Below are 19747 nucleotides of genomic sequence, written 5' to 3'. Positions count from 1 at the left end.
CGGAATGACATGCAGCAGGTAATTTACCGCCCGGAAAAACGCAACCGCGAGAGCATTCGCAGGTCGCCGTCCAGGTAATAGGCGTTGCTCCAGCTGTCATCCACCGCCAGGGGTGGAACCTGCTTGAGGTCCTCTTGTTTGGCGGCATAGCGGAATCGGTAATGCTCGTAGAAGCGCAGCAATTCCAGGCCATAGCGGTCGGCCAGATCGGTGTCGCCGCGAATGATCAGGAAGTTTTCGTCGTTACCTTCACTGGCATTGATGCTCAGGTTGTGACTGCCACTGATGATGATCGGCGCGTCGGAGGTGAAGTCGACGACGATGGCTTTAAGGTGCACCAACAAATCGCCCTTCTGGCCCTTCATGCTTTCCTTGAGCCAGCCTTCGATACCGGTGTTGAGCAACGCGGTGGCGGCGAAATCGGCCGTGCGGTCGGCGTGATAACCGGTGATGCGGCTGGCGGTGTTTTGCAGGCCATAGCGCAGTACATCGTCGTGGGGCTGGCCGAGCAAGGCATTGAGGATTTCATCGGGCAGCGCGAACGCGGTGACAAACAGAACGTCTTTCTTCGCCGCATTGATGATCTCGACGAACTGTTGCAAATCGGCCTGGCCGGTACGCGGTGAAAAGCCGACAAACAACGGTTGCGACGGGTCCATCGGGTTGTTCTTGGTCAACCAGGTACGCGTAGCGCCCACATCGGTCGGCGCGGCCCAGATCTGCTCGAATACCTGCAAATAACGGCTGCCCACGGCGGTATTGTCCAGCACATGCACCACGTTGGCCTGGCGGTAGACGCCGTTGTCGGTGAAATTGGTACTGCCGCACAGCACCGATTGCGGCCGATATTCACCACCATCGATCTTGCTCAGCACGATGAATTTGTCGTGGAAGATCGCATGGGTTACCCGCCCCCGCTTGCTCTCGTCGGGAAGCTTCGCCAGGCTCTCTTCATTCATCGTAGTGTCAGCATCACCGGGCTTGGCGTGATACAGCACCCGAACCTTGGCCCCGCGCCCAAACGCCGCGTTGACCGCATCGATAATGGTCGGCAGTTGATACTCGTAAATCGCAATGTCCAGTGCCCACTGGCCATCCACGGCGCGCTCGATGAAACCGGTGATCTCCTCCAGCAAGCCGTTCTCCAGCCATTGCCGTGGCGCAGCGGGCCAGTCGTCGAGGGACAGGTTCTTGTTGGCGCTCAGCTGTGCATCGAGCTCGGGAAACTCCCGGGAGAAGGCCTGGCTGGCCGCCACTGCGCGATTGAAAATGACATGCTGGCCTGCCGGCAAGCCGTTGTCGGTGGTGACCGTCACCGCCAGGGCCTCGCCCAATTGCGGCGCATCTGGCGTGCCATAAGCCAGGTGAACCCGGTAATTGATCGTTACCCCGGGTTTGACGGTGTAATCGGCCCAGCGAAATTTCTGCAACGGCGCGCTGTCGCTGGGCGTGGCGTTGTACTGGGGAAAGGTGTGCGCCTTGCCGGGGAAGGTCAGGCTGTTGAACAGGAACTCCCAGGGCCCGCTGCCCTGCTGTTTTTCGATGGCAAAACCGAGCAGGCCTTTGCGTCGGGGTTCGGCCAGGTCCATGGCCAGTAGCACGCCGTTGGTTCCGGCATAGGCTTTGACCCGGAAATCGTCCTGACTGTTAGCGGCTAGAACACGCATGGTTCACTCCTGTGGTGGGCTGAACCCACAGCATAGGTGCTGTTGGCAGTTCGGCAGATTAAAGCGTGTCGATATGTCGATAGTCAGCGTTCAACTCGTGCGCCAGGGCCTTCGCCCGCCCCAATCGAATCGGCCCGCGCTCGATGTCCACCAGCAACGCCGGGCAATTGAGCGCCACCTGCATTGGCGTGGCTTTTAGGCGGCCATCGGTCAACAGCAACACGCGTTGTTGCTCTGCCGGAAAACGTTTTTGCCGCAACGCCAGCCAATGCGTCGCCTCATCCAGCGCGGCGAACAGCGGCGTGCCTCCGCCCGCACCGAGTGCGTCGAGCCAGTCGCGCAGGCTGGTCGAGGCTTTCAGCCCTTGCACTTGCCACTTCGGCGCAGCGCCACTGGCGGTCAACAGCGCAAGGCGCGCACGTTGGCGATAAGCGTCGTCGAACAGTTGCGCCAGCAGGCCTTTGGCGTCGCTCAGCGCCTGATGACGCCGGGTCGAGGCCGAGGCATCGACAATCACCAGCCACAGCTCATGGGGTGAACGACTGCGCAGATGAAACAGCAGATCTTCGCGTTGACGCGGGCGGCCGTTGAGCAGCGTGCCAGGCCAATTGACCGAGCCGTTTTGGCTGACTCGACGCTGGCCCTGCCTGCCGTTTTTCAGCCGTCCTGCGCGGGGTTTGGCATTCGCCCCCGCATCAGATCGAGGGCGAATGCCTAGGGCTTTTTTGGCCAGCTCGGCACTTCACGTCGGGCGCCGGTGGGCAATACCTGAGCCGGCATTTCCCCCCACTGGCCCTGGCCTTCGCCGGGATTCGGTAGTTGGGCGCCGGACGAATCTGGCGCGGGGTTCTGGCGCGGCGCAGACGGCGGCGTATCGCGACGACGATGGCGCAAGGCAAACTCGGCTACAGCATCGATGTCTTCCTCGCTGATCGCCCCGGCCCCACGCCACGCCGCATGGGCGCGAGCCGCACGCAACCAGACCAAGTCGGCGCGCAAGCCATCGACCCCGGCGGCAAAACAACGCTCGGTGATCTGTGCCAGTGCCTGATCGTCCAGAGGAATGCTCGCCAGTGCCGCACGCGCACCTTGGCAGCGTTCACGCAATGCCTGCTGCCGAGTTTCCCATTCGGCGCAAAAAGCTTGGGGGTCGCTGTCGAAATCCAGCCGGCGGCGGATGATCTGACCGCGTTCAAGCGGCGCGGTGTGGCCGCTGAGGGCGACGTTCAGGCCGAAACGGTCCAGTAGTTGCGGACGCAGCTCGCCCTCTTCCGGGTTCATGGTGCCGATCAGCACAAAGCGCGCCGAATGCCGATGGGAAATACCGTCGCGTTCGATCAGGTTGGTGCCGCTGGCAGCGACGTCGAGCAATAGATCCACCAGATGATCGGGTAGCAGATTCACTTCATCGACGTACAGCACGCCACCATCGGCCTTGGCCATCACACCGGGGGAAAACTGCGCACGGCCTTCGCCCAGCGCGGCGTCCAGATCCAGAGTGCCGACCAGCCGCTCTTCAGTCGCGCCCAAGGGCAAGGTAACGAATTGCCCGCTGGCAAGCAGGTCCGCCAGGCCACGGGCCAGCGTGGACTTGGCCATGCCCCGCGGGCCCTCGATCAGCACACCGCCGATTTTCGGGTCGATGGCCGTCAGGCACAGCGCCAGTTTCAGGGCATCGGCGCCGACCACGGCGGAGAGCGGGAAATGCGGGGTGTCGGTCATCGGGTTTTCTCGTTCGTGATCGGTAATTGCAGTGTGACGAGGGAGCTTGCTCCCGTCGGCCGGTCCGCGTTCGGGCAAAGCAGTCGTAAAACCAACCAATGCGGTATCCCTGACAGAATGCAATTGCAGGTTTTAGGGCCGCTGCGCAGCCCAGCGGGAGCAAGCTCCCTCGCCACAGGTGTAGGCAGGTATCCGGTCAACTGTCTTCTTCTATATCCAGCAGCAAATTCTCCAGCGCCTCGCGGTACTCGCCCGGCTCCTGCCACATCCCGCGTTGCTGGGCTTCGAGCAGGCGTTCGGTCATGTCGCGCAAGGCGTGCGGATTATGCTGCTGGACGAACTCGCGGGTCGACGGGTCAAGCAAATAGGCGTCGGCCAGCAAGGCATACTGATGATCGTCGATCAATTGCGTAGTGGCGTCGAAGGCGAACAGGTTATCGACGGTGGCCGCCAGTTCAAAAGCGCCCTTATAGCCGTGCCGCTTGACCCCGTCGATCCACTTCGGGTTGGCCGCCCGGGAGCGGATCACCCGGTTCAGCTCTTCCTTGAGGGTGCGGATCTTCGGCAAGTCCGGCTGGCTGTGGTCGCCATGGTAGCTCGCCGCCGCTTCGCCACTGAGGCTTTCGACGGCCGCGAGCATGCCGCCCTGGAACTGGTAATAATCGTTGGAGTCGAGCAAGTCGTGCTCGCGATTGTCCTGGTTTTGCAGCACCGCCTGGACCTGGCTCAAGCGCTGGGCGAACTGTTCGCGAGCCGCCGTACCCTCATCGGAACCGCCGTAGGCGTAGCCGCCCCAGTTCAGGTAAACCTCGGCCAGATCCTCGCGGCTCTGCCACAAACGACCATCGATAGCGCCCTGCACACCCGCGCCATAGGCACCGGGCTTGGCGCCGAAAATCCGCCAGCCGGCCTGGCGTGCGGCGGCGTCTTCGTCCAGACCGGACTGGATCAGCGCTTCGCGTTCGCCGCGGACCTTGGCCGCCAACGGGTTCATGTCGTCGGGCTCGTCCAGCGCAGCAACCGCTTGCACGGCGGCATCGAACAACCGAATCAGGTTGGCGAAGGCATCGCGGAAGAACCCCGAGACGCGCAACGTCACGTCCACTCGTGGCCGGTCGAGCAGGCTCAGCGGCAGAATCTCGAAGTCGTCGACCCGCTGACTGCCTGTCGCCCAGACCGGACGCACGCCCATCAGCGCCATGGCCTGGGCAATATCGTCACCGCCGGTGCGCATGGTCGCCGTGCCCCAGACCGACAAACCCAACTGGCGCAAATGATCGCCGTGGTCCTGCAGGTGCCGCTCAAGAATCAGGTTCGCCGACTGGAAACCAATGCGCCAGGCGGTGGTGGTCGGCAGGTTGCGCACGTCCACCGAGTAGAAATTGCGCCCGGTGGGCAGCACATCAAGGCGTCCGCGACTCGGTGCGCCACTCGGCCCTGCCGGAACAAAGCGACCGCTGAGTGCATCCAGCAGACCGCGCATTTCTGCCGGACCGCAGGCGTCCAGTCTTGGAGCAACCACTTCACACAGGTTGTCGATGATTGCTTTCACGTCAGACCAACCTGCCTCCTGAGGGAGCGAGCCTGCTCGCGAAAGCGCTGGGTCAATCGACATCAATGTTGAATGATCAACCGCTTCGCGAGCAGGCTCGCTCCCACAGGGACCGGGTTTGGCTTGAGACGGGGTCAGTAGCTCGACCTCGGTATTCACAGTCTGCGAGATCAGTTGAGTGGCGAACAATTCCAGACGTTCACGGGTATCGCCCGCCGTACGCCAGGCCTCATCGCTAAGCGATTGCAGCTCCGCCGGTCTTGGCCCGACCCACGGGTCCGCCAAAGAACAATCCAGTGGATCGAAGCCCAGCGCGAACGCCTTGGCCAAGGCCCGCAACAGACTCGATTGCGCGCCACGGCCGTCACCGCGCGGAATCCGCAGCAACGCCAACAAGGTGTCGATCCGCAGACGCCCGCGTGGCGATTCGCCGAACACATGCAGGCCGTCGCGAATCTGCGACTCTTTGAGGTCGCACAAATAGGTGTCCAGACGCGGCAACCAGATCGCGGCATCGGCGTCGCTGTCGAGCTTCTCGTCCAGCTGCAATTCACGGTCGATGTGGGTTTCACGCACCAGATTGAGGATGTCGCGCTGCAACTCACGTGCACGGCGCGGGTCGAGCAACTGCGCCTCGTAATACTCGTCGGCCAACAGTTCCAGATTGCGCAACGGACCGTAGGTTTCGGCGCGGGTCAGCGGCGGCATCAGGTGATCGATGATCACCGCCTGCGTCCGACGTTTGGCCTGCGCACCCTCGCCCGGATCGTTGACGATAAACGGATAGATGTTCGGCAGCGGCCCGAGCAACGCGTCCGGCCAGCAGCTTTCGGACAGACCAACGCCCTTGCCCGGCAACCATTCGAGGTTGCCGTGCTTGCCGACGTGAATCACCGCATGGGCGCCGTATGCCTGACGCAACCAGAAATAGAACGCCAGGTAACCATGAGGCGGCACCAGGTCCGGGTCGTGATAGACCGCGCTCGGATCGACCTGATAACCGCGCGCCGGCTGAATACCGACAAAGGTCAGGCCAAACCTGAGCCCCGCGACCATCATTCGTCCGTTGCGGAACATCGGGTCGTTTTCAGGCGATCCCCAACGCTCCAGCACCGCTGCACGGTTGGCTTCGGGCAAGGCGTTGAACATCGAATAATAGTCGTCCAGTGCCAGGCTTTGCTGGCACGGACGCAGGTCGATGTTCTCCAGGTCATTGCTGACCCCACCGAGCAATTGCTGAATCAGTGCGGTGCCGCTTTCCGGCAAATCGGCGGGCAATGGATAACCTTCGGCGTGCAGCGCCCGCAGGATATTCAGCGCCGCGGCCGGTGTGTCGAGGCCAACGCCGTTGCCAATCCGCCCGTCGCGGGTCGGGTAGTTGGCAAGGATCAGCGCAATGCGTTTTTCAGCATGGGGCACCCGCGCCAGCTCGACCCAGCGTCGCGCCAGTTCGGCGACAAAGTCCATGCGTTCGGGTTGCGGTCGATAGCAGACCACGTCGGACTGACTGCGTTCACTGCGCCAGGCCAGGTCCTTGAAGCTGATCGGTCGGCTGATGATCCGCCCATCGAGCTCTGGCAAAGCGATGTGCATCGCCAGATCCCGCGGGCCGAGCCCTTGCTCGCTGGCGCGCCAACCGGGTTCGTTGTCCTGGGCGCAGATCGCCTGGATCACCGGGATATTGCGCCGGAAGGGCCGTAGGTGCGGGGCTTCTGGGCTCGATTGAGCAAACCCGGTGGTGTTCAGAATCACCGAGGCCTGCACTTCATCCAGCCAATCTTCGACCACCGTCAGGCAGCCGGGCTCTTTCAAACTGGCCAGCGCTATCGGCAGCGGATTCAGTCCCGCGGCCTGCAAGCGTTGGCAAAAAACATCGATGAAAGCGGTATTCGCCGCCTGCAAGTGCGAACGGTAAAACAGCACCGCCGCCACCGGCTGATCAACCTGCCAGTCGGCTTGCCAATCGCCCAGCGTTGCGTTGCTTTTGTGTGGGTGGTAAATCGCGGTACGCGGCAAGGTGTGCGGTTCGGACCAGTTGTAATCGCGGCCCAGCCAACGACTGGCCAGGCAGCGATACAAATCCAGCGCATTGCCCATGCCACCCTGACGCAAAAAGTGCCAAAGCCGCTCGCGGTCTTCGACAGGCACGGTGCTGAGGTCGCTGAGTTCCGGATCGGGACGGTCATCGCCCGGCACCAGAATCAGTTGCACACCGCGTTGCGACAGCTCCACCAGGCGTTCGATGCCGTAGCGCCAATAGGCGATCCCGCCGTGCAGCGAGATCAGAATCACCTTGGCGTGGCGCAGCACTTCGTCGACGTACAAGTCGACCGAGGCGTGATTCTGCACCTGCATCGGGTTGGCCAGGCGCAGGCTCGGATAGTCCTCGGGCAACTGCTGCGCCGCTTCGGCGAGCAGCGCCAGGCTGGAGTCGCCGCTGCACAGAATCACCAGCTCGGCGGGGGTTTGGCCAAGGTCGGCAATGTTGTCATCCGAGACGAAACCGCCGGGCTGGGTCCTGAGCAGGTGCATGGGTTAAACGCTGAGCGCGGCGCGCAATTGCGCTTCGAGCAAGGCGGCGTCCAGTTGCTGGCCGATCAGCACCAGACGGGTGCTGCGCGCTTCGTCTGCGGCCCATTGGCGGTCGAAGTGTTTGTCGAAACGCGTGCCCACGCCCTGGATCAGCAAGCGCATCGGCTTGTTCGGGATCGCGGCGAAACCCTTGACCCGCAGGATGCCGTGCTGGACCACCAATTGAGTCAGGGCATCGAGCAACAGGCTTTCATCGGCTTGCGGCAGTTCGATGGAAATCGAATCGAAGGCGTCGTGATCATGATCATCGTGGTCGTCGCCATCGTGGTGATGGTCGTGGTGGCTGTGACGGCTGTCGATGTGTTCTTCGGAGCCGGCACCCAGGCCGATCAACACGTCCAGCGGCAAGCGACCGCTGCTGGCTTCAATGATTTTCACCGCTGGCGGCAGTTCTTCGGCGACTTCCAGGCGCACTTTGGCCAGATCCGCAGGGCTGATCAGGTCGGCCTTGTTGAGGATCACCAGGTCGGCGCTGGCCAATTGGTCGGCGAACAGCTCGTGCAGCGGCGATTCGTGGTCCAGGTTCGGGTCGAGTTTGCGCTGGGCGTCGACCTGATCCGGGAATGCGGCGAAGGTGCCGGCGGCCACGGCCGGGCTGTCGACCACAGTGATCACTGCGTCCACGGTGCAGGCGCTGCGGATTTCCGGCCACTGGAAGGCTTGAACCAGCGGTTTTGGCAGGGCCAGGCCGGAGGTTTCGATGAGGATGTGATCCAGGTCACCGCGACGGGCAACCAGTTCGCGCATCACCGGGAAGAACTCTTCCTGAACGGTGCAGCACAGGCAGCCGTTGGCCAGCTCATACACGCGGCCGTTGGCTTCCTCGATGGTACAGCCGATGGAGCATTGCTTGAGGATTTCGCCGTCGATACCCAACTCGCCAAACTCGTTGACGATCACCGCGATGCGCCGGCCCTGGGCGTTATCGAGCATGTGTCGCAGCAAGGTGGTTTTGCCCGAACCGAGGAAACCGGTAACGATGGTGACGGGAAGTTTGGCCAGTGTTTTCATCGGATGCCCTTTGGCAAGGTGGCGGGCATACGGGACGACAACCGGCGGCGCTTGAGCGCGCGGAAGAGTTCGCCACCGGATCACCCCGCCCGGTTGTAGTGAGAATCTGTATCGAGGCAGGTCTCCTGGCTGACGGTGGGCCGGTCTTTCGACTGGCGGTTCCTGCACCTTCCCGCGCCTGAAAACAAAAAAGCGCAGTGGTATGGCAGAAACGAAACCGTTCACAGTTGCGGGGGCAGCCGCGGCATCGACCGCGTTCCCTTCTTAGCTTCGGCGCACGCGCCGAAGAACCTCGAAAGCGCAAGGCTACGCATCGCATCGGAGCGGGTCAATGATCGCAGGGGGATTGCGATGATCCTATTGTGGCGAGGGAGCTTGCTCCCGCTGGGTCGCGAAGCGGCCCCCTCATTCCCTCAAGTACACCGCGTGCACACGATTTACGACGGCTGCGCCGCCGAGCGGGAGCAAGCTCCCTCGCCACAGCGTTCTGCGTAGACCTCAACTGAGAACACTTGCCAATTGACGCCCCGCCCTCGCCCATGCTCTCCTACACGCCTTGTTACGGGTGCCCTTCACAGGGTGAAACGGGAAACCGGTGAATCATGTGCTTTACTCAAAAGCCATGTCAGTCCGGTGCTGCCCCCGCAACGGTAAGCGAGCGAAGAATCAGATCCACTGTGCCAGAAGTTCGGCATGGGAAGGCGATTCTTGCAGGTTCGGCGAATGCCAGCCCCTCGTGAGCCCGGAGACCGGCCCGCAACACATAGTGCCTTGCTACACAGGGCAACGAATAACAAACCCGCGGTGGGCGGGCGCTGTTTTAGCCTCTGCGTGCCTGGCTCGCGGGGGGTTTCATGCGCTCGATTCACCCACTGACTGACCAGAGGGAAGCGCCATGTCGATCATCAGCAGCACTCGCCACACTACCGCCACCACCACCTCCACCCTGAGCCAACGCCTCGTGGCCGCTATCGGCGCATCGATCCTGGGCGCATGCCTTGTGTATTTTGCCGGTTTCTCGCATATCGACGCGGTGCACAACGCCGCCCACGATACCCGTCACAGTTCCGCCTTCCCGTGCCACTGAGACCTGCCGAGATGATCAAGCGTATTGCGCAAACCGCAGGTTTCACCGGCTTGCTGGCCGCCCTGCTGCTGACCCTGCTGCAAAGCTTCTGGGTCGCACCGCTGATTCTTCAGGCTGAGACCTACGAAAAAGCCCCGGCGGCTGAAGTCCATGAACATGCCGAAGGCGCCATGGCTGGCCACACCCACGATGCAGAAGCTTGGGAACCGGAAGACGGCTGGCAGCGCGTGCTGTCGACCACTGGCGGCAATCTGGTGGTTGCTGTCGGTTTTGCGCTGATGCTCGCCGGTCTCTACACCCTGCGCGCCCCGACTCGCACCTCTCAAGGTCTGCTCTGGGGACTGGCCGGTTACGCGACCTTCGTCCTCGCACCGACCCTGGGCTTGCCGCCGGAATTGCCGGGGACTGCTGCCGCAGACCTGGCACAACGGCAGATCTGGTGGATCAGCACGGCAGCGTCCACCGCTGTCGGTATCGCGCTGATCGTGTTCGCCCGGCATTGGCTGCTGAAAGTGCTCGGTGCCGCCATTCTGGCCGTGCCGCACATCATCGGCGCGCCGCAGCCTGAAGTGCATTCGATGCTGGCCCCCGAAGCCCTCGAAGCGCAATTCAAGATCGCCTCGCAGCTGACCAACGCCGCGTTCTGGCTGGCCATGGGCCTGATCAGCGCCTGGTTGTTCCGCCGCAAAAGCGATGATCAATACCAGGCATGAGTGAAACGGGCGCGGCGCCGACCCTGGTGGTCGGCCTGGGCTGCCAGCGCGGCTGCCCGGCCAGCACGCTGCGCGCGTTGCTCGATCAGGCGTTGCAGGCTCATCACATCGAATTACAGGCGATCAAGGCCCTGGCCAGTATCGACCTCAAACGTGATGAACCTGGCCTGATCGAGTTGGCCGCACAACTGGCGCTGCCATTGCTGTACTTCAGCAGCGAACAATTGGCCGGCTATCAACCGCAACTCAGCCATCGCTCGCAAATTGCCTTTGAGCGCACTGGTTGCTATGGCATAGCGGAAAGCGCTGCACTGGCCCTCGCCGAACAACTGGCGCAGGCACCGGCAAAATTGCTGATCCCGCGACAAAAATATGCCCAGGCGACGTTTGCGTTGGCCGGTGCCGCGTAAAATCCTCGATAATCCCCGCCTTCGATCATGAGCAATCTTCATCTGAAGCCTTGCTTTGACAATTTTTCACAGGAGCCGGCCATGACCGTCTACTTCATTGGCGCAGGTCCCGGCGACCCGGAACTGATCACGGTCAAGGGCCAGCGACTGATTCGCTGCTGCCCGGTGATCATCTATGCCGGCTCGCTGGTGCCTGAAGCCGTACTGCAAGGCCATCAGGCGCAGCAGGTGGTCAACAGCGCCGAATTGCACCTGGAACAGATCATCGAACTGATCAGGATCGCCCACGACAAAGGCCAGGATGTGGCGCGCGTGCATTCCGGCGATCCGAGCCTGTATGGGGCGATCGGCGAGCAGATCCGTCACTTGCGCGAGCTGAATATCCCGTTTGAAATCATCCCCGGCGTCACCGCCACGGCCGCTTGCGCAGCGTTGTTGGGCGCCGAACTGACGCTGCCGGACATCTCGCAAAGCGTCATCCTGACCCGCTACGCCGACAAGACCGCGATGCCGCCGGGCGAAGAATTCAGCAGCCTGGCCCGGCATGGCGCGACCATGGCGATTCATCTGGGGGTCAATCACCTGGAGAAAATCGTCGCCGAACTGCTGCCGCATTACGGCGCGGATTGTCCGATTGCGGTGGTGCATCGGGCCAGTTGGCCGGATCAGGATTGGGTACTGGGAACGCTGGCAGACATCGCCGAAAAGGTTCAGGCCAAGGGATTTCGGCGTACGGCGCTGATTCTGGTGGGTCGGGTGTTGGGCAGTGACACTTTCAGCGAATCGTCGCTGTACCGTGCAGGGCATGCACATCTTTACCGCCCCTGAAGCACATGTGGCGAGGGAGCTTGCTCCCGCTGGACCGCAAAGCGGTCCCAAAATCAGCCAACGCATTCATTACGGGTAAATGCATCGACTGGCTTGCGATTGCTTCGCAATCGAGCGGGAGCAAGCTCCCTCGCCACAGCGCCGTTTTTTCATGTCGCAGCGAACACCTTAGTAGTAGGCGTTTTCTTTCTGCGTGTGGTCAGTCACGTCACGCACACCTTTGAGCTCGGGAATACGCTCAAGCAGCGTGCGCTCGATGCCTTCCTTCAAGGTCACGTCAGCCTGGCCGCAGCCCTGGCAGCCACCACCGAACTTCAGCACGGCGATGCCGTCTTCAACCACATCGATCAGGCTGACCTGACCGCCGTGGCTGGCCAGCCCCGGGTTGATTTCGGTTTGCAGGTAGTAGTTGATGCGCTCGTTGACCGGGCTGTCGGCGTTGACCATCGGTACTTTGGCGTTTGGCGCCTTGATGGTCAGTTGGCCGCCCATGCGGTCAGTGGCGTAGTCGACCACCGCATCGTCCAGGAATGCTTCGCTGAACGAGTCGATGTAAGCGGTGAAGCTTTTGAGCCCCAGCGCCGTGTCTTCAGGTTTTTCTTCGCCCGGCTTGCAATAGGCAATGCAGGTTTCGGCGTATTGAGTGCCAGGCTGGGTGATAAAGACCCGAATGCCGATTCCCGGGGTGTTCTGCTTGGAGAGCAGATCAGCCAGATAATCGTGGGCGGCGTCGGTAATGGTAATGGCGGTCATGGAAGTTCCTCGCAGGCTTGCGCGCAGTTTACGCCAATCATCGCGCCGGACAAAGTCCCAGTATTTTTGTCGGGAAAGATCCGGTCGCCGCCAGGGCGAACGGCAGCTCGATCACAGGTTTTCATAGCGATTCATGTCCAGTACACCCTCTTCCACCGGATCGGTCTCGTGGATATACCGGCTTAAATCGTGGAAATACTGCCAGAACTGCGGATGGCTGCGACGAATGCCCCAGTGTTCGACGATTTTCTCGAAGCCCTGGGCATCCTTGGCATTCTCCATCTCAGCGACAAACGCCGGCACTTGTTCAGCGGGAATGTTGAATATGAAGTTCGGGTAGCTGCTCAGCACGCCGGGATAAATGGTCAAGGTGTCCAGCCCCGGCTGATAGCGCAACGCCTCGCCGAGCAGGAACGCCACGTTGCTGTGGGCACGGTTGCGCAGCAGGCTGTACACCTCGCGATGGCCGCTGCGACTTTCGATGCGCAGCATCGTCGCTTCCGGCAACTGATCGATCACCTTGAGCCCGGCCGCCGGGCGTGCGGTCAGACGACTCAACGCCTGCTCGGCATTCTGCAAGGCCGGATCAATGTTGGGCCGTGAGCAATAAGCACCGTCGCAACGATTGATCGGATCAGGCCTGGCGTTCAGGTCACCGTAACGGATCAGCAATTGCTGGACGAAGTCGCGCTTGGGGTCCGTCTCGTCGAGTTTCAGCGCGGTCGGTTTGTCGTTGTCGATGCTTTCGTAATCCAGCCACATCTTGAATTTGCCGCTGCTCTGATACCAGTCGTCCAGATACCCGTCGCGTGAATCGGCCGGCATCAGGCGCAGGAAGTTCTGCTCGGCGCCGTTACGGATCAAGTCGAAATACAGCCGGGTCTGCGCCTGGTGGGAAACGTTGCCGAAGACGTCGAAGTTGACCGCCAGCTGATAATAGGTGCGCTCCAGCAACGGGAAGTCGAACAGCCACATGGTCTGCGGCACTTCACCGATCAGGCCCTTGTTCACCGAGGCACTGTCAAAATGCCGGAAGATGCTCAGCAAGGCGTTGTCGTTACCGGCCCACAAGGTCGACCAACTCGGCGCGTGTGCTTTGGCGTAGGTGTCACGGCGCAAGGCTTCGTACTCGTTACGCTTGTCGCGGTAGGCGTGCCACAGGCTCAACACGCTGCCGACATCGTCATTCTGGCCGGGCATGGCCAGCAACGGCGTGGCCTTGCCGCGATAACTCGGATCGGTGATGTACAGGTCATGTTCCGGCGCCTGGAAGAACGCCCAGAAGTTGTCGCGAATCACGTCGGTGGCAATCTGCCCGCGACAGACCGGGCCGCGGATAAAGGTGCGCACGAAGTATTCGGCGTTATCGAGCATGAACTGATACCGCGCCTGGGCCGGAATCGCCTGGAAGGTCTCGAACGGATTGGCCCGACGTTCCGGGCCATAACCGGGCAAGGCGTGGACCTGCCAGTTGCCGTTGTAGAACAGGGTTTTGACCCGGGCCATTTTCGCCGGGCTCAGCGCATAGGTGATGTGTGTCTTGTGCACGATCACCCCTTGCACCGGCCACAAGCGGTAATACACCTGGGTGCCCGGATCATCGTTCGGGCGACGGCTGTTGATCAGGTCGATCGGCTGGCCCGTTGGCGTGCGTGAACGCACCCACTGGAAGAAGTGCCCCGGCTCGCCGTCCTTGAAGTGGACATGAGCCAGAAACCAGTGCTCGAACAACCAGCGTGCCACCAGACTTTCACGGGCGCCCGGCGCGTTCAGCAGGTTTTCCCACTGCACGACCTGCAAGCCTTCCCTGGCGCTGGGGACCAGACCCTGCTGGTCGATTGGCGCACCGGAGGCCAGCCAGCGTTGCAGCGTCTGGTACTGCTGATCGGTCAGCCCGGTCACCGCCAGCGGCATGCCCTCTTTCGGATGGGCGCTGGCATAGGCCTCGAACTCCCCTGGCATCGGGCACATGGTCTCGCGATTGAGCCCGAGCACAATCTCTTCCGGCAATCTGGCGTTGGGTTGCAGCGGCGTCCGGTGGCCGAGCTCGAGCATGCGCGCCATCAGCGCCGCCTGACTGCCCTGAGCATCGAGTACCGAACTAAAGCCCTTGGACTGCCAGGCCGACTTGCCAAACGCATCATAAAACAGCCGGGTCGGTTGAGCCGCCTGGCTGCGCTGGCCATCATAGACCAGACTCTTGGTGGCTCCACGCGCCGCACCTTCGCCACTGCCCAGATTGAGCTGACAGGCGGCGTCATAGCAGGCATGGCAAGCCACGCATTTTTCAGTGAAGATCGGCTGAATGTCGCGGGTATAGGAGATCGCTGGCGCCGTGCCTTGTGCTGTGGCGGCACTGCTGACAAGCAGCACAAAGAGGCTGATGAAAACGCGATACGACATATCCCTGGTCCCGATCATGAAAAAACGTCGCGATTCTACCGTCCTGGCCCGACCATCAACATGAGCGATATTCATGCAAAAGCAGCTCATGCTCTAAAAGCACACAGGTTTGCTATTATTCCGACCCTTCGTAATGGCCTTACCAGGTAGTCCTAATGTCCGATCGCAGTGCTCGCCTACACGTCCTCAAGCAAGCCCTCAAAGAGCGCATCCTGATTCTCGATGGTGGCATGGGCACAATGATCCAGAGCTTCAAGCTCGAGGAGCAGGACTACCGTGGCAAACGCTTTGCCGATTGGCCAAGCGACGTCAAGGGTAACAACGACTTGCTGGTACTGAGCCGCCCGGACGTGATCGGGGCGATCGAGAAGCAATACCTGGATGCCGGCGCCGACATTCTGGAAACCAACACCTTCAACGCCACCCAGGTGTCCCAGGCCGACTACGGCATGCAGGGCCTGGCGTACGAGTTAAACGTAGAAGGCGCACGCCTGGCACGCAAGGTGGCAGACGCCAAGACCCTCGAAACCCCGGACAAACCACGTTTTGTCGCCGGTGTCCTGGGCCCGACCAGCCGCACCTGCTCGCTGTCGCCGGACGTGAACAACCCCGGCTACCGCAACGTGACCTTCGATGAACTGGTGGAGAACTACACCGAGGCCACCAAAGGCCTGATCGAAGGCGGCGCCGACCTGATCCTGATCGAAACCATTTTCGACACCCTGAACGCCAAAGCCGCGATCTTCGCCGTGCAGGGCGTGTTCGAAGAAGTCGGTTTCGAACTGCCGATCATGATATCCGGGACCATCACCGATGCCTCCGGCCGCACCCTGTCCGGCCAGACCACCGAAGCGTTCTGGAACTCCATTGCCCACGCCAAGCCGATTTCCGTCGGCCTGAACTGCGCCCTTGGCGCCCGCGAGCTGCGTCCGTACCTGGAAGAACTGTCGAACAAGGCCAGCACCTACGTGTCGGCGCACCCGAACGCTGGCCTGCCGAATGAATTCGGTGAATACGATGAACTGCCGGTGGAAACCGCCAAGGTTATCGAAGAATTCGCCCAAAGCGGTTTCCTGAACATCGTCGGCGGTTGCTGCGGCACCACGCCGGGGCACATCGAGGCCATCGCCAAAGCGGTCGCCGGCTATGCGCCACGACCGATTCCGGACATCCCCAAGGCCTGCCGCCTGTCGGGCCTGGAGCCGTTCACCATTGATCGCAGCTCGTTGTTCGTCAACGTCGGCGAGCGGACCAACATCACCGGTTCCGCCAAGTTCGCCCGGCTGATCCGTGAAGACAACTACACCGAAGCGCTGGAAGTCGCCCTGCAACAGGTCGAAGCCGGTGCACAGGTGATCGACATCAACATGGACGAGGGCATGCTCGATTCGAAGAAGGCCATGGTGACCTTCCTCAATCTGATCGCTGGCGAGCCGGACATCTCCCGCGTGCCGATCATGATCGACTCGTCGAAATGGGAAGTGATCGAAGCCGGCCTCAAGTGCATCCAGGGCAAGGGCATCGTCAACTCCATCAGCATGAAGGAAGGCGTCGAGCAGTTCATTCACCACGCCAAACTGTGCAAGCGCTACGGCGCTGCCGTGGTGGTGATGGCCTTCGACGAAGCCGGCCAGGCCGACACCGAAGCGCGCAAGAAGGAAATCTGCAAGCGCTCCTACGACATTCTGGTCAACGAAGTCGACTTCCCGCCGGAAGACATCATCTTCGACCCGAACATCTTTGCCGTCGCCACCGGTATCGAAGAGCACAACAACTACGCGGTCGACTTCATCAACGCCTGCGCCTATATCCGTGACGAACTGCCGTATGCGCTGACCTCGGGTGGCGTGTCCAACGTGTCGTTCTCGTTCCGTGGCAACAACCCGGTGCGTGAAGCGATCCACTCGGTGTTCCTGCTGTATGCGATCCGCAACGGCCTGACCATGGGTATCGTCAACGCCGGTCAACTGGAGATCTACGACCAGATCCCGGCTGAACTGCGCGATGCCGTCGAGGACGTGATCCTCAACCGCACCCCGGACGGCACCGACGCCCTGCTGGCGATTGCCGACAAGTACAAGGGCGATGGCAGCGTCAAGGAAGCCGAGACCGAAGAATGGCGCAGCTGGGACGTCAACAAGCGTCTGGAGCACGCGCTGGTCAAAGGCATCACCACGCACATTGTGGAAGACACCGAAGAATCCCGGCAGTCCTTTGCCCGGCCGATCGAGGTCATCGAAGGCCCGCTGATGTCCGGCATGAACATCGTTGGCGACCTGTTTGGCGCCGGCAAGATGTTCCTGCCGCAGGTGGTGAAATCCGCCCGCGTGATGAAGCAGGCGGTGGCGCACCTGATCCCGTTCATCGAACTGGAAAAAGGCGACAAGCCGCAAGCCAAGGGCAAGATCCTGATGGCCACGGTCAAGGGCGACGTGCACGACATCGGCAAGAACATCGTCGGCGTGGTACTCGGCTGTAACGGCTACGACATCGTCGACCTCGGCGTGATGGTCCCGGCCGAGAAAATCCTGCAAGTGGCCAAAGAGCAGAAGTGCGACATCATCGGCCTGTCCGGCTTGATCACGCCTTCGCTGGACGAGATGGTCCACGTGGCCCGCGAGATGCAGCGTCAGGATTTCCATCTGCCGCTGATGATCGGTGGCGCGACCACCTCCAAGGCGCACACGGCGGTGAAGATCGAACCCAAGTACAGCAACGATGCGGTGGTCTACGTCACCGACGCTTCACGCGCTGTCGGCGTGGCGACGCAGTTGCTGTCCAAGGAACTGAAGGCCGGTTTCGTCGAGAGAACCCGCGAGGAATACATCGAAGTCCGCGAGCGTACGGCTAACCGCAGCGCCCGCACCGAGCGCTTGAGCTACCCGGCGGCGATCGCCAAGAAGCCGCAGTTCGACTGGAGTTCTTACGAACCGGTCAAACCGACTTTCACTGGCGCCAAGGTGCTGGACAACATTGATTTGAAGGTGCTGGCCGAGTACATCGACTGGACGCCGTTCTTCATTTCCTGGGATCTGGCCGGTAAATTCCCGCGCATCCTCCAGGACGAAGTGGTCGGCGAAGCCGCCACCGCGCTGTACGCCGACGCTCAGGAAATGCTCGCCAAACTGATCGACGAGAAGCTCATCAGCGCCCGTGCGGTGTTTGGCTTCTGGCCGGCCAATCAGGTGCACGACGATGACCTGGAAGTCTATGGCGACGACGGCAAGCCGCTGGCCCGCTTGCATCACCTGCGCCAGCAGATCATCAAGACCGACGGCAAGCCGAACTTCTCCCTGGCCGACTTCGTCGCGCCGAAAGACAGCGGCATTACCGATTATGTCGGTGGTTTCATCACCACCGCCGGGATCGGCGCCGAAGAAGTCGCCAAGGCTTATCAGGATGCTGGCGACGACTACAACTCGATCATGGTCAAGGCGCTGGCCGACCGTCTGGCCGAGGCCTGTGCCGAATGGCTGCACCAGCAGGTTCGTAAAAACTACTGGGGTTATGCCAAGGACGAGACCCTCGACAACGAGGCGCTGATCAAGGAGCAATACACCGGCATCCGCCCTGCCCCGGGCTATCCGGCCTGCCCTGACCACACCGAGAAAGGCACGCTGTTCGCGCTGCTGGATCCCGAGGCCAGCGAAATGCACGCCGGTCGCAGTGGAGTGTTCCTCACCGAACACTACGCGATGTTCCCAGCGGCTGCCGTCAGCGGCTGGTACTTCGCCCACCCACAGGCGCAGTACTTTGCCGTCGGCAAAATCGACAAGGATCAAGTGCAAAGCTACACCGCTCGCAAAGGCCAGGAGCTGAGCGTGAGTGAACGCTGGCTAGCACCGAACCTCGGTTACGACAACTAAGGATCAACAGATCGCAGCCTGCAGCAGCTACGCAATCCCCCACCACTCAACAGGCCGAGCGTTAGCTCGCCTGCCGCCGTTGATCTTGATCCACCCGCCCCTTCGGGAGGCCGAGTGGAGGTGTTCATCAGGGGGTGGGCGCGCAGCGCCGTACGGCGCAGCCGGACACATCGAGAGGAGGTCGTCGCGAAGCAGACCGTAGGCGATGCCCCCTGATGGACACCGGAGCGAGGAACGCCGAGCCTAGGCGAGGTGCCGTACGCTTGGGGCGAAGCGTTTTGCTTACTTTTGGGCGTCTGCAAAAGTGAGTCGCCGTCAGGGCGAAACCCTAAGCGGCCGTTACCGCAGCAATGGATATGTACACCTGCAAGAGATCGGTCGGCTGTCCGGCCGCCATCGCGAGCAGGCTCGCTCCCACAGTTGAACTGTGTACAGTTGATCAGCCGCCAAACGCATCCTTCAGGAAACCCGGCGCGATATAGCGCTGGTAATGCGCTTCCGACAGCAGGAAAAATTCCCGATCAATGGCATCACGCAACTCCGGCAGGTTCCAGTCGCGGAACTCCGGCAGCAACACCATCCCGTAGGCTTCCAGATTGTTGATGACCCGCGCCCCCCGGGCGATCAACTGGTACGCCCAGCAATATTGCGACTGATGCGGCACAAAGCGGATCTTCCGCTGCTCCAGCTGCTCACGCAGGCGCCAGGGATCGAAAATCTCGATTTTCCCGGCCATCACTTGCACCAACAGCTGCTCAAGACGCAGCCAGACGGCGCGCTTTTCTTCCTCGTTGTAACCGTTCCAGTGAATCACTTCATGGTGGAAACGCTTGCAGCCGCGGCACACCAGATCACCGTAAACAGTGGAACAGAGGCCGACGCAGGGCGTCTTGATGGTTTGATTGGGCATAAGTAGGCAAAAACGCGAAAAGCAAAACAGGTCGGCATGTTAGCCCTTTGTCTAACATTCATCACCCCTCAAAGTTCAGGGCCTAACTTACCTTTAATTTTTTTTTGCCGTAGAATCAGCCAGCCTTTTAAGGCGCCAATGTCCGTTAGAAGCTGTTTTCAAAGCGTCACGAGCACAGTCGTTCCTTCAGAGCGGTGTTGGCGAAGGGTTTTTCCAGCGGGGAAAAGCCCAAC

The 19747-nt window shown here is 61.3% G+C and carries 13 protein-coding genes and 2 riboswitches; of the genes, 5 read left to right on the top strand and 8 right to left on the bottom strand.

Annotated features, from left to right (window positions below; translation table 11 throughout):
* Nucleotides 1–23 precede the first annotated feature (23 nt).
* The 5 genes from HK44_RS13645 to cobW form a co-directional block, all read right to left on the bottom strand.
* Nucleotides 24–1667: a phospholipase D-like domain-containing protein gene (locus tag HK44_RS13645; RefSeq protein WP_019690954.1), complete on the bottom strand. Its 1644-nt coding sequence runs from the start codon at nt 1665–1667 to the stop codon at nt 24–26.
* 58 nt (nt 1668–1725) lie between these two features.
* Complete coding sequence (locus tag HK44_RS13640) at nt 1726–2400, bottom strand: VWA domain-containing protein (protein ID WP_080690622.1); 675 nt, start codon at nt 2398–2400, stop codon at nt 1726–1728.
* The gene (locus tag HK44_RS13635) at nt 2382–3389 is read right to left on the bottom strand and encodes an ATP-binding protein (protein ID WP_019690957.1); all 1008 of its coding nucleotides are present in this window, start codon (nt 3387–3389) and stop codon (nt 2382–2384) included. The genes HK44_RS13640 and HK44_RS13635 overlap by 19 nt, the downstream gene beginning before the upstream one ends.
* Nucleotides 3390–3585: 196 nt before the next feature.
* Entirely contained in the window at nt 3586–7473 is a 3888-nt protein-coding gene (cobN, locus tag HK44_RS13630; RefSeq protein WP_019690958.1) for a cobaltochelatase subunit CobN, read from the bottom strand.
* Between the two features lie 3 nt (nt 7474–7476).
* The gene (gene cobW, locus HK44_RS13625) at nt 7477–8544 is read right to left on the bottom strand and encodes a cobalamin biosynthesis protein CobW (RefSeq protein WP_019690959.1); all 1068 of its coding nucleotides are present in this window, start codon (nt 8542–8544) and stop codon (nt 7477–7479) included.
* Nucleotides 8545–8642: 98 nt separating this feature from the next.
* Nucleotides 8643–8854: riboswitch (cobalamin riboswitch) on the bottom strand.
* A gap of 236 nt (nt 8855–9090) precedes the next feature.
* A riboswitch (cobalamin riboswitch) is annotated at nt 9091–9316 on the top strand.
* A gap of 123 nt (nt 9317–9439) precedes the next feature.
* Here cobW and HK44_RS13620 point away from each other — a divergent pair.
* The 4 genes from HK44_RS13620 to cobM all read left to right on the top strand — a co-directional run bounded on the left by HK44_RS13620 (nt 9440) and on the right by cobM (nt 11582).
* Nucleotides 9440–9631 (top strand): CbtB domain-containing protein, encoded by a 192-nt coding sequence (locus HK44_RS13620; RefSeq protein ID WP_019690960.1) that lies wholly within the window; start codon nt 9440–9442, stop codon nt 9629–9631.
* Nucleotides 9632–9642: 11 nt separating this feature from the next.
* A complete protein-coding gene (locus HK44_RS13615) occupies nt 9643–10344 on the top strand; it encodes a CbtA family protein (protein ID WP_019690961.1) in 702 nt (233 codons plus the stop codon).
* Nucleotides 10341–10754, top strand: a complete 414-nt coding sequence (locus tag HK44_RS13610) for a cobalamin biosynthesis protein (protein WP_019690962.1) — start codon at nt 10341–10343, stop codon at nt 10752–10754. The genes HK44_RS13615 and HK44_RS13610 overlap by 4 nt, the downstream gene beginning before the upstream one ends.
* 81 nt (nt 10755–10835) lie before the next feature.
* A complete protein-coding gene (gene cobM / locus HK44_RS13605) occupies nt 10836–11582 on the top strand; it encodes a precorrin-4 C(11)-methyltransferase (RefSeq protein WP_019690963.1) in 747 nt (248 codons plus the stop codon).
* A 168-nt stretch (nt 11583–11750) separates the two neighbouring features.
* Here cobM and nfuA read toward each other — a convergent pair whose 3' ends face one another.
* Both nfuA and HK44_RS13595 read right to left on the bottom strand, forming a co-directional pair.
* Nucleotides 11751–12335, bottom strand: a complete 585-nt coding sequence (gene nfuA / locus HK44_RS13600) for a Fe-S biogenesis protein NfuA (RefSeq protein ID WP_007946504.1) — start codon at nt 12333–12335, stop codon at nt 11751–11753.
* Between the two features lie 111 nt (nt 12336–12446).
* Complete coding sequence (locus HK44_RS13595) at nt 12447–14738, bottom strand: fatty acid cis/trans isomerase (protein ID WP_019690964.1); 2292 nt, start codon at nt 14736–14738, stop codon at nt 12447–12449.
* Nucleotides 14739–14893: 155 nt separating this feature from the next.
* Here HK44_RS13595 and metH point away from each other — a divergent pair, with 155 nt between their 5' ends.
* On the top strand, nt 14894–18604 hold the full coding sequence (gene metH / locus HK44_RS13590) for a methionine synthase (protein ID WP_019690965.1): 3711 nt from the start codon (nt 14894–14896) through the stop codon (nt 18602–18604).
* Between the two features lie 439 nt (nt 18605–19043).
* On the opposite strand, the gene HK44_RS13585 is transcribed toward metH, so the two are convergent.
* Nucleotides 19044–19514, bottom strand: a complete 471-nt coding sequence (locus HK44_RS13585) for a DUF1289 domain-containing protein (protein WP_019690966.1) — start codon at nt 19512–19514, stop codon at nt 19044–19046.
* Nucleotides 19515–19747: the final 233 nt, after the last annotated feature.

It is taken from the genome of Pseudomonas fluorescens HK44, from assembly GCF_000217955.3.
Classification (GTDB): Bacteria; Pseudomonadota; Gammaproteobacteria; order Pseudomonadales; family Pseudomonadaceae; genus Aquipseudomonas; species Aquipseudomonas fluorescens_AQ.
Note: the sequence above shows the minus strand (reverse complement) of the source record. Positions and strands in the feature narration are given on the sequence as shown.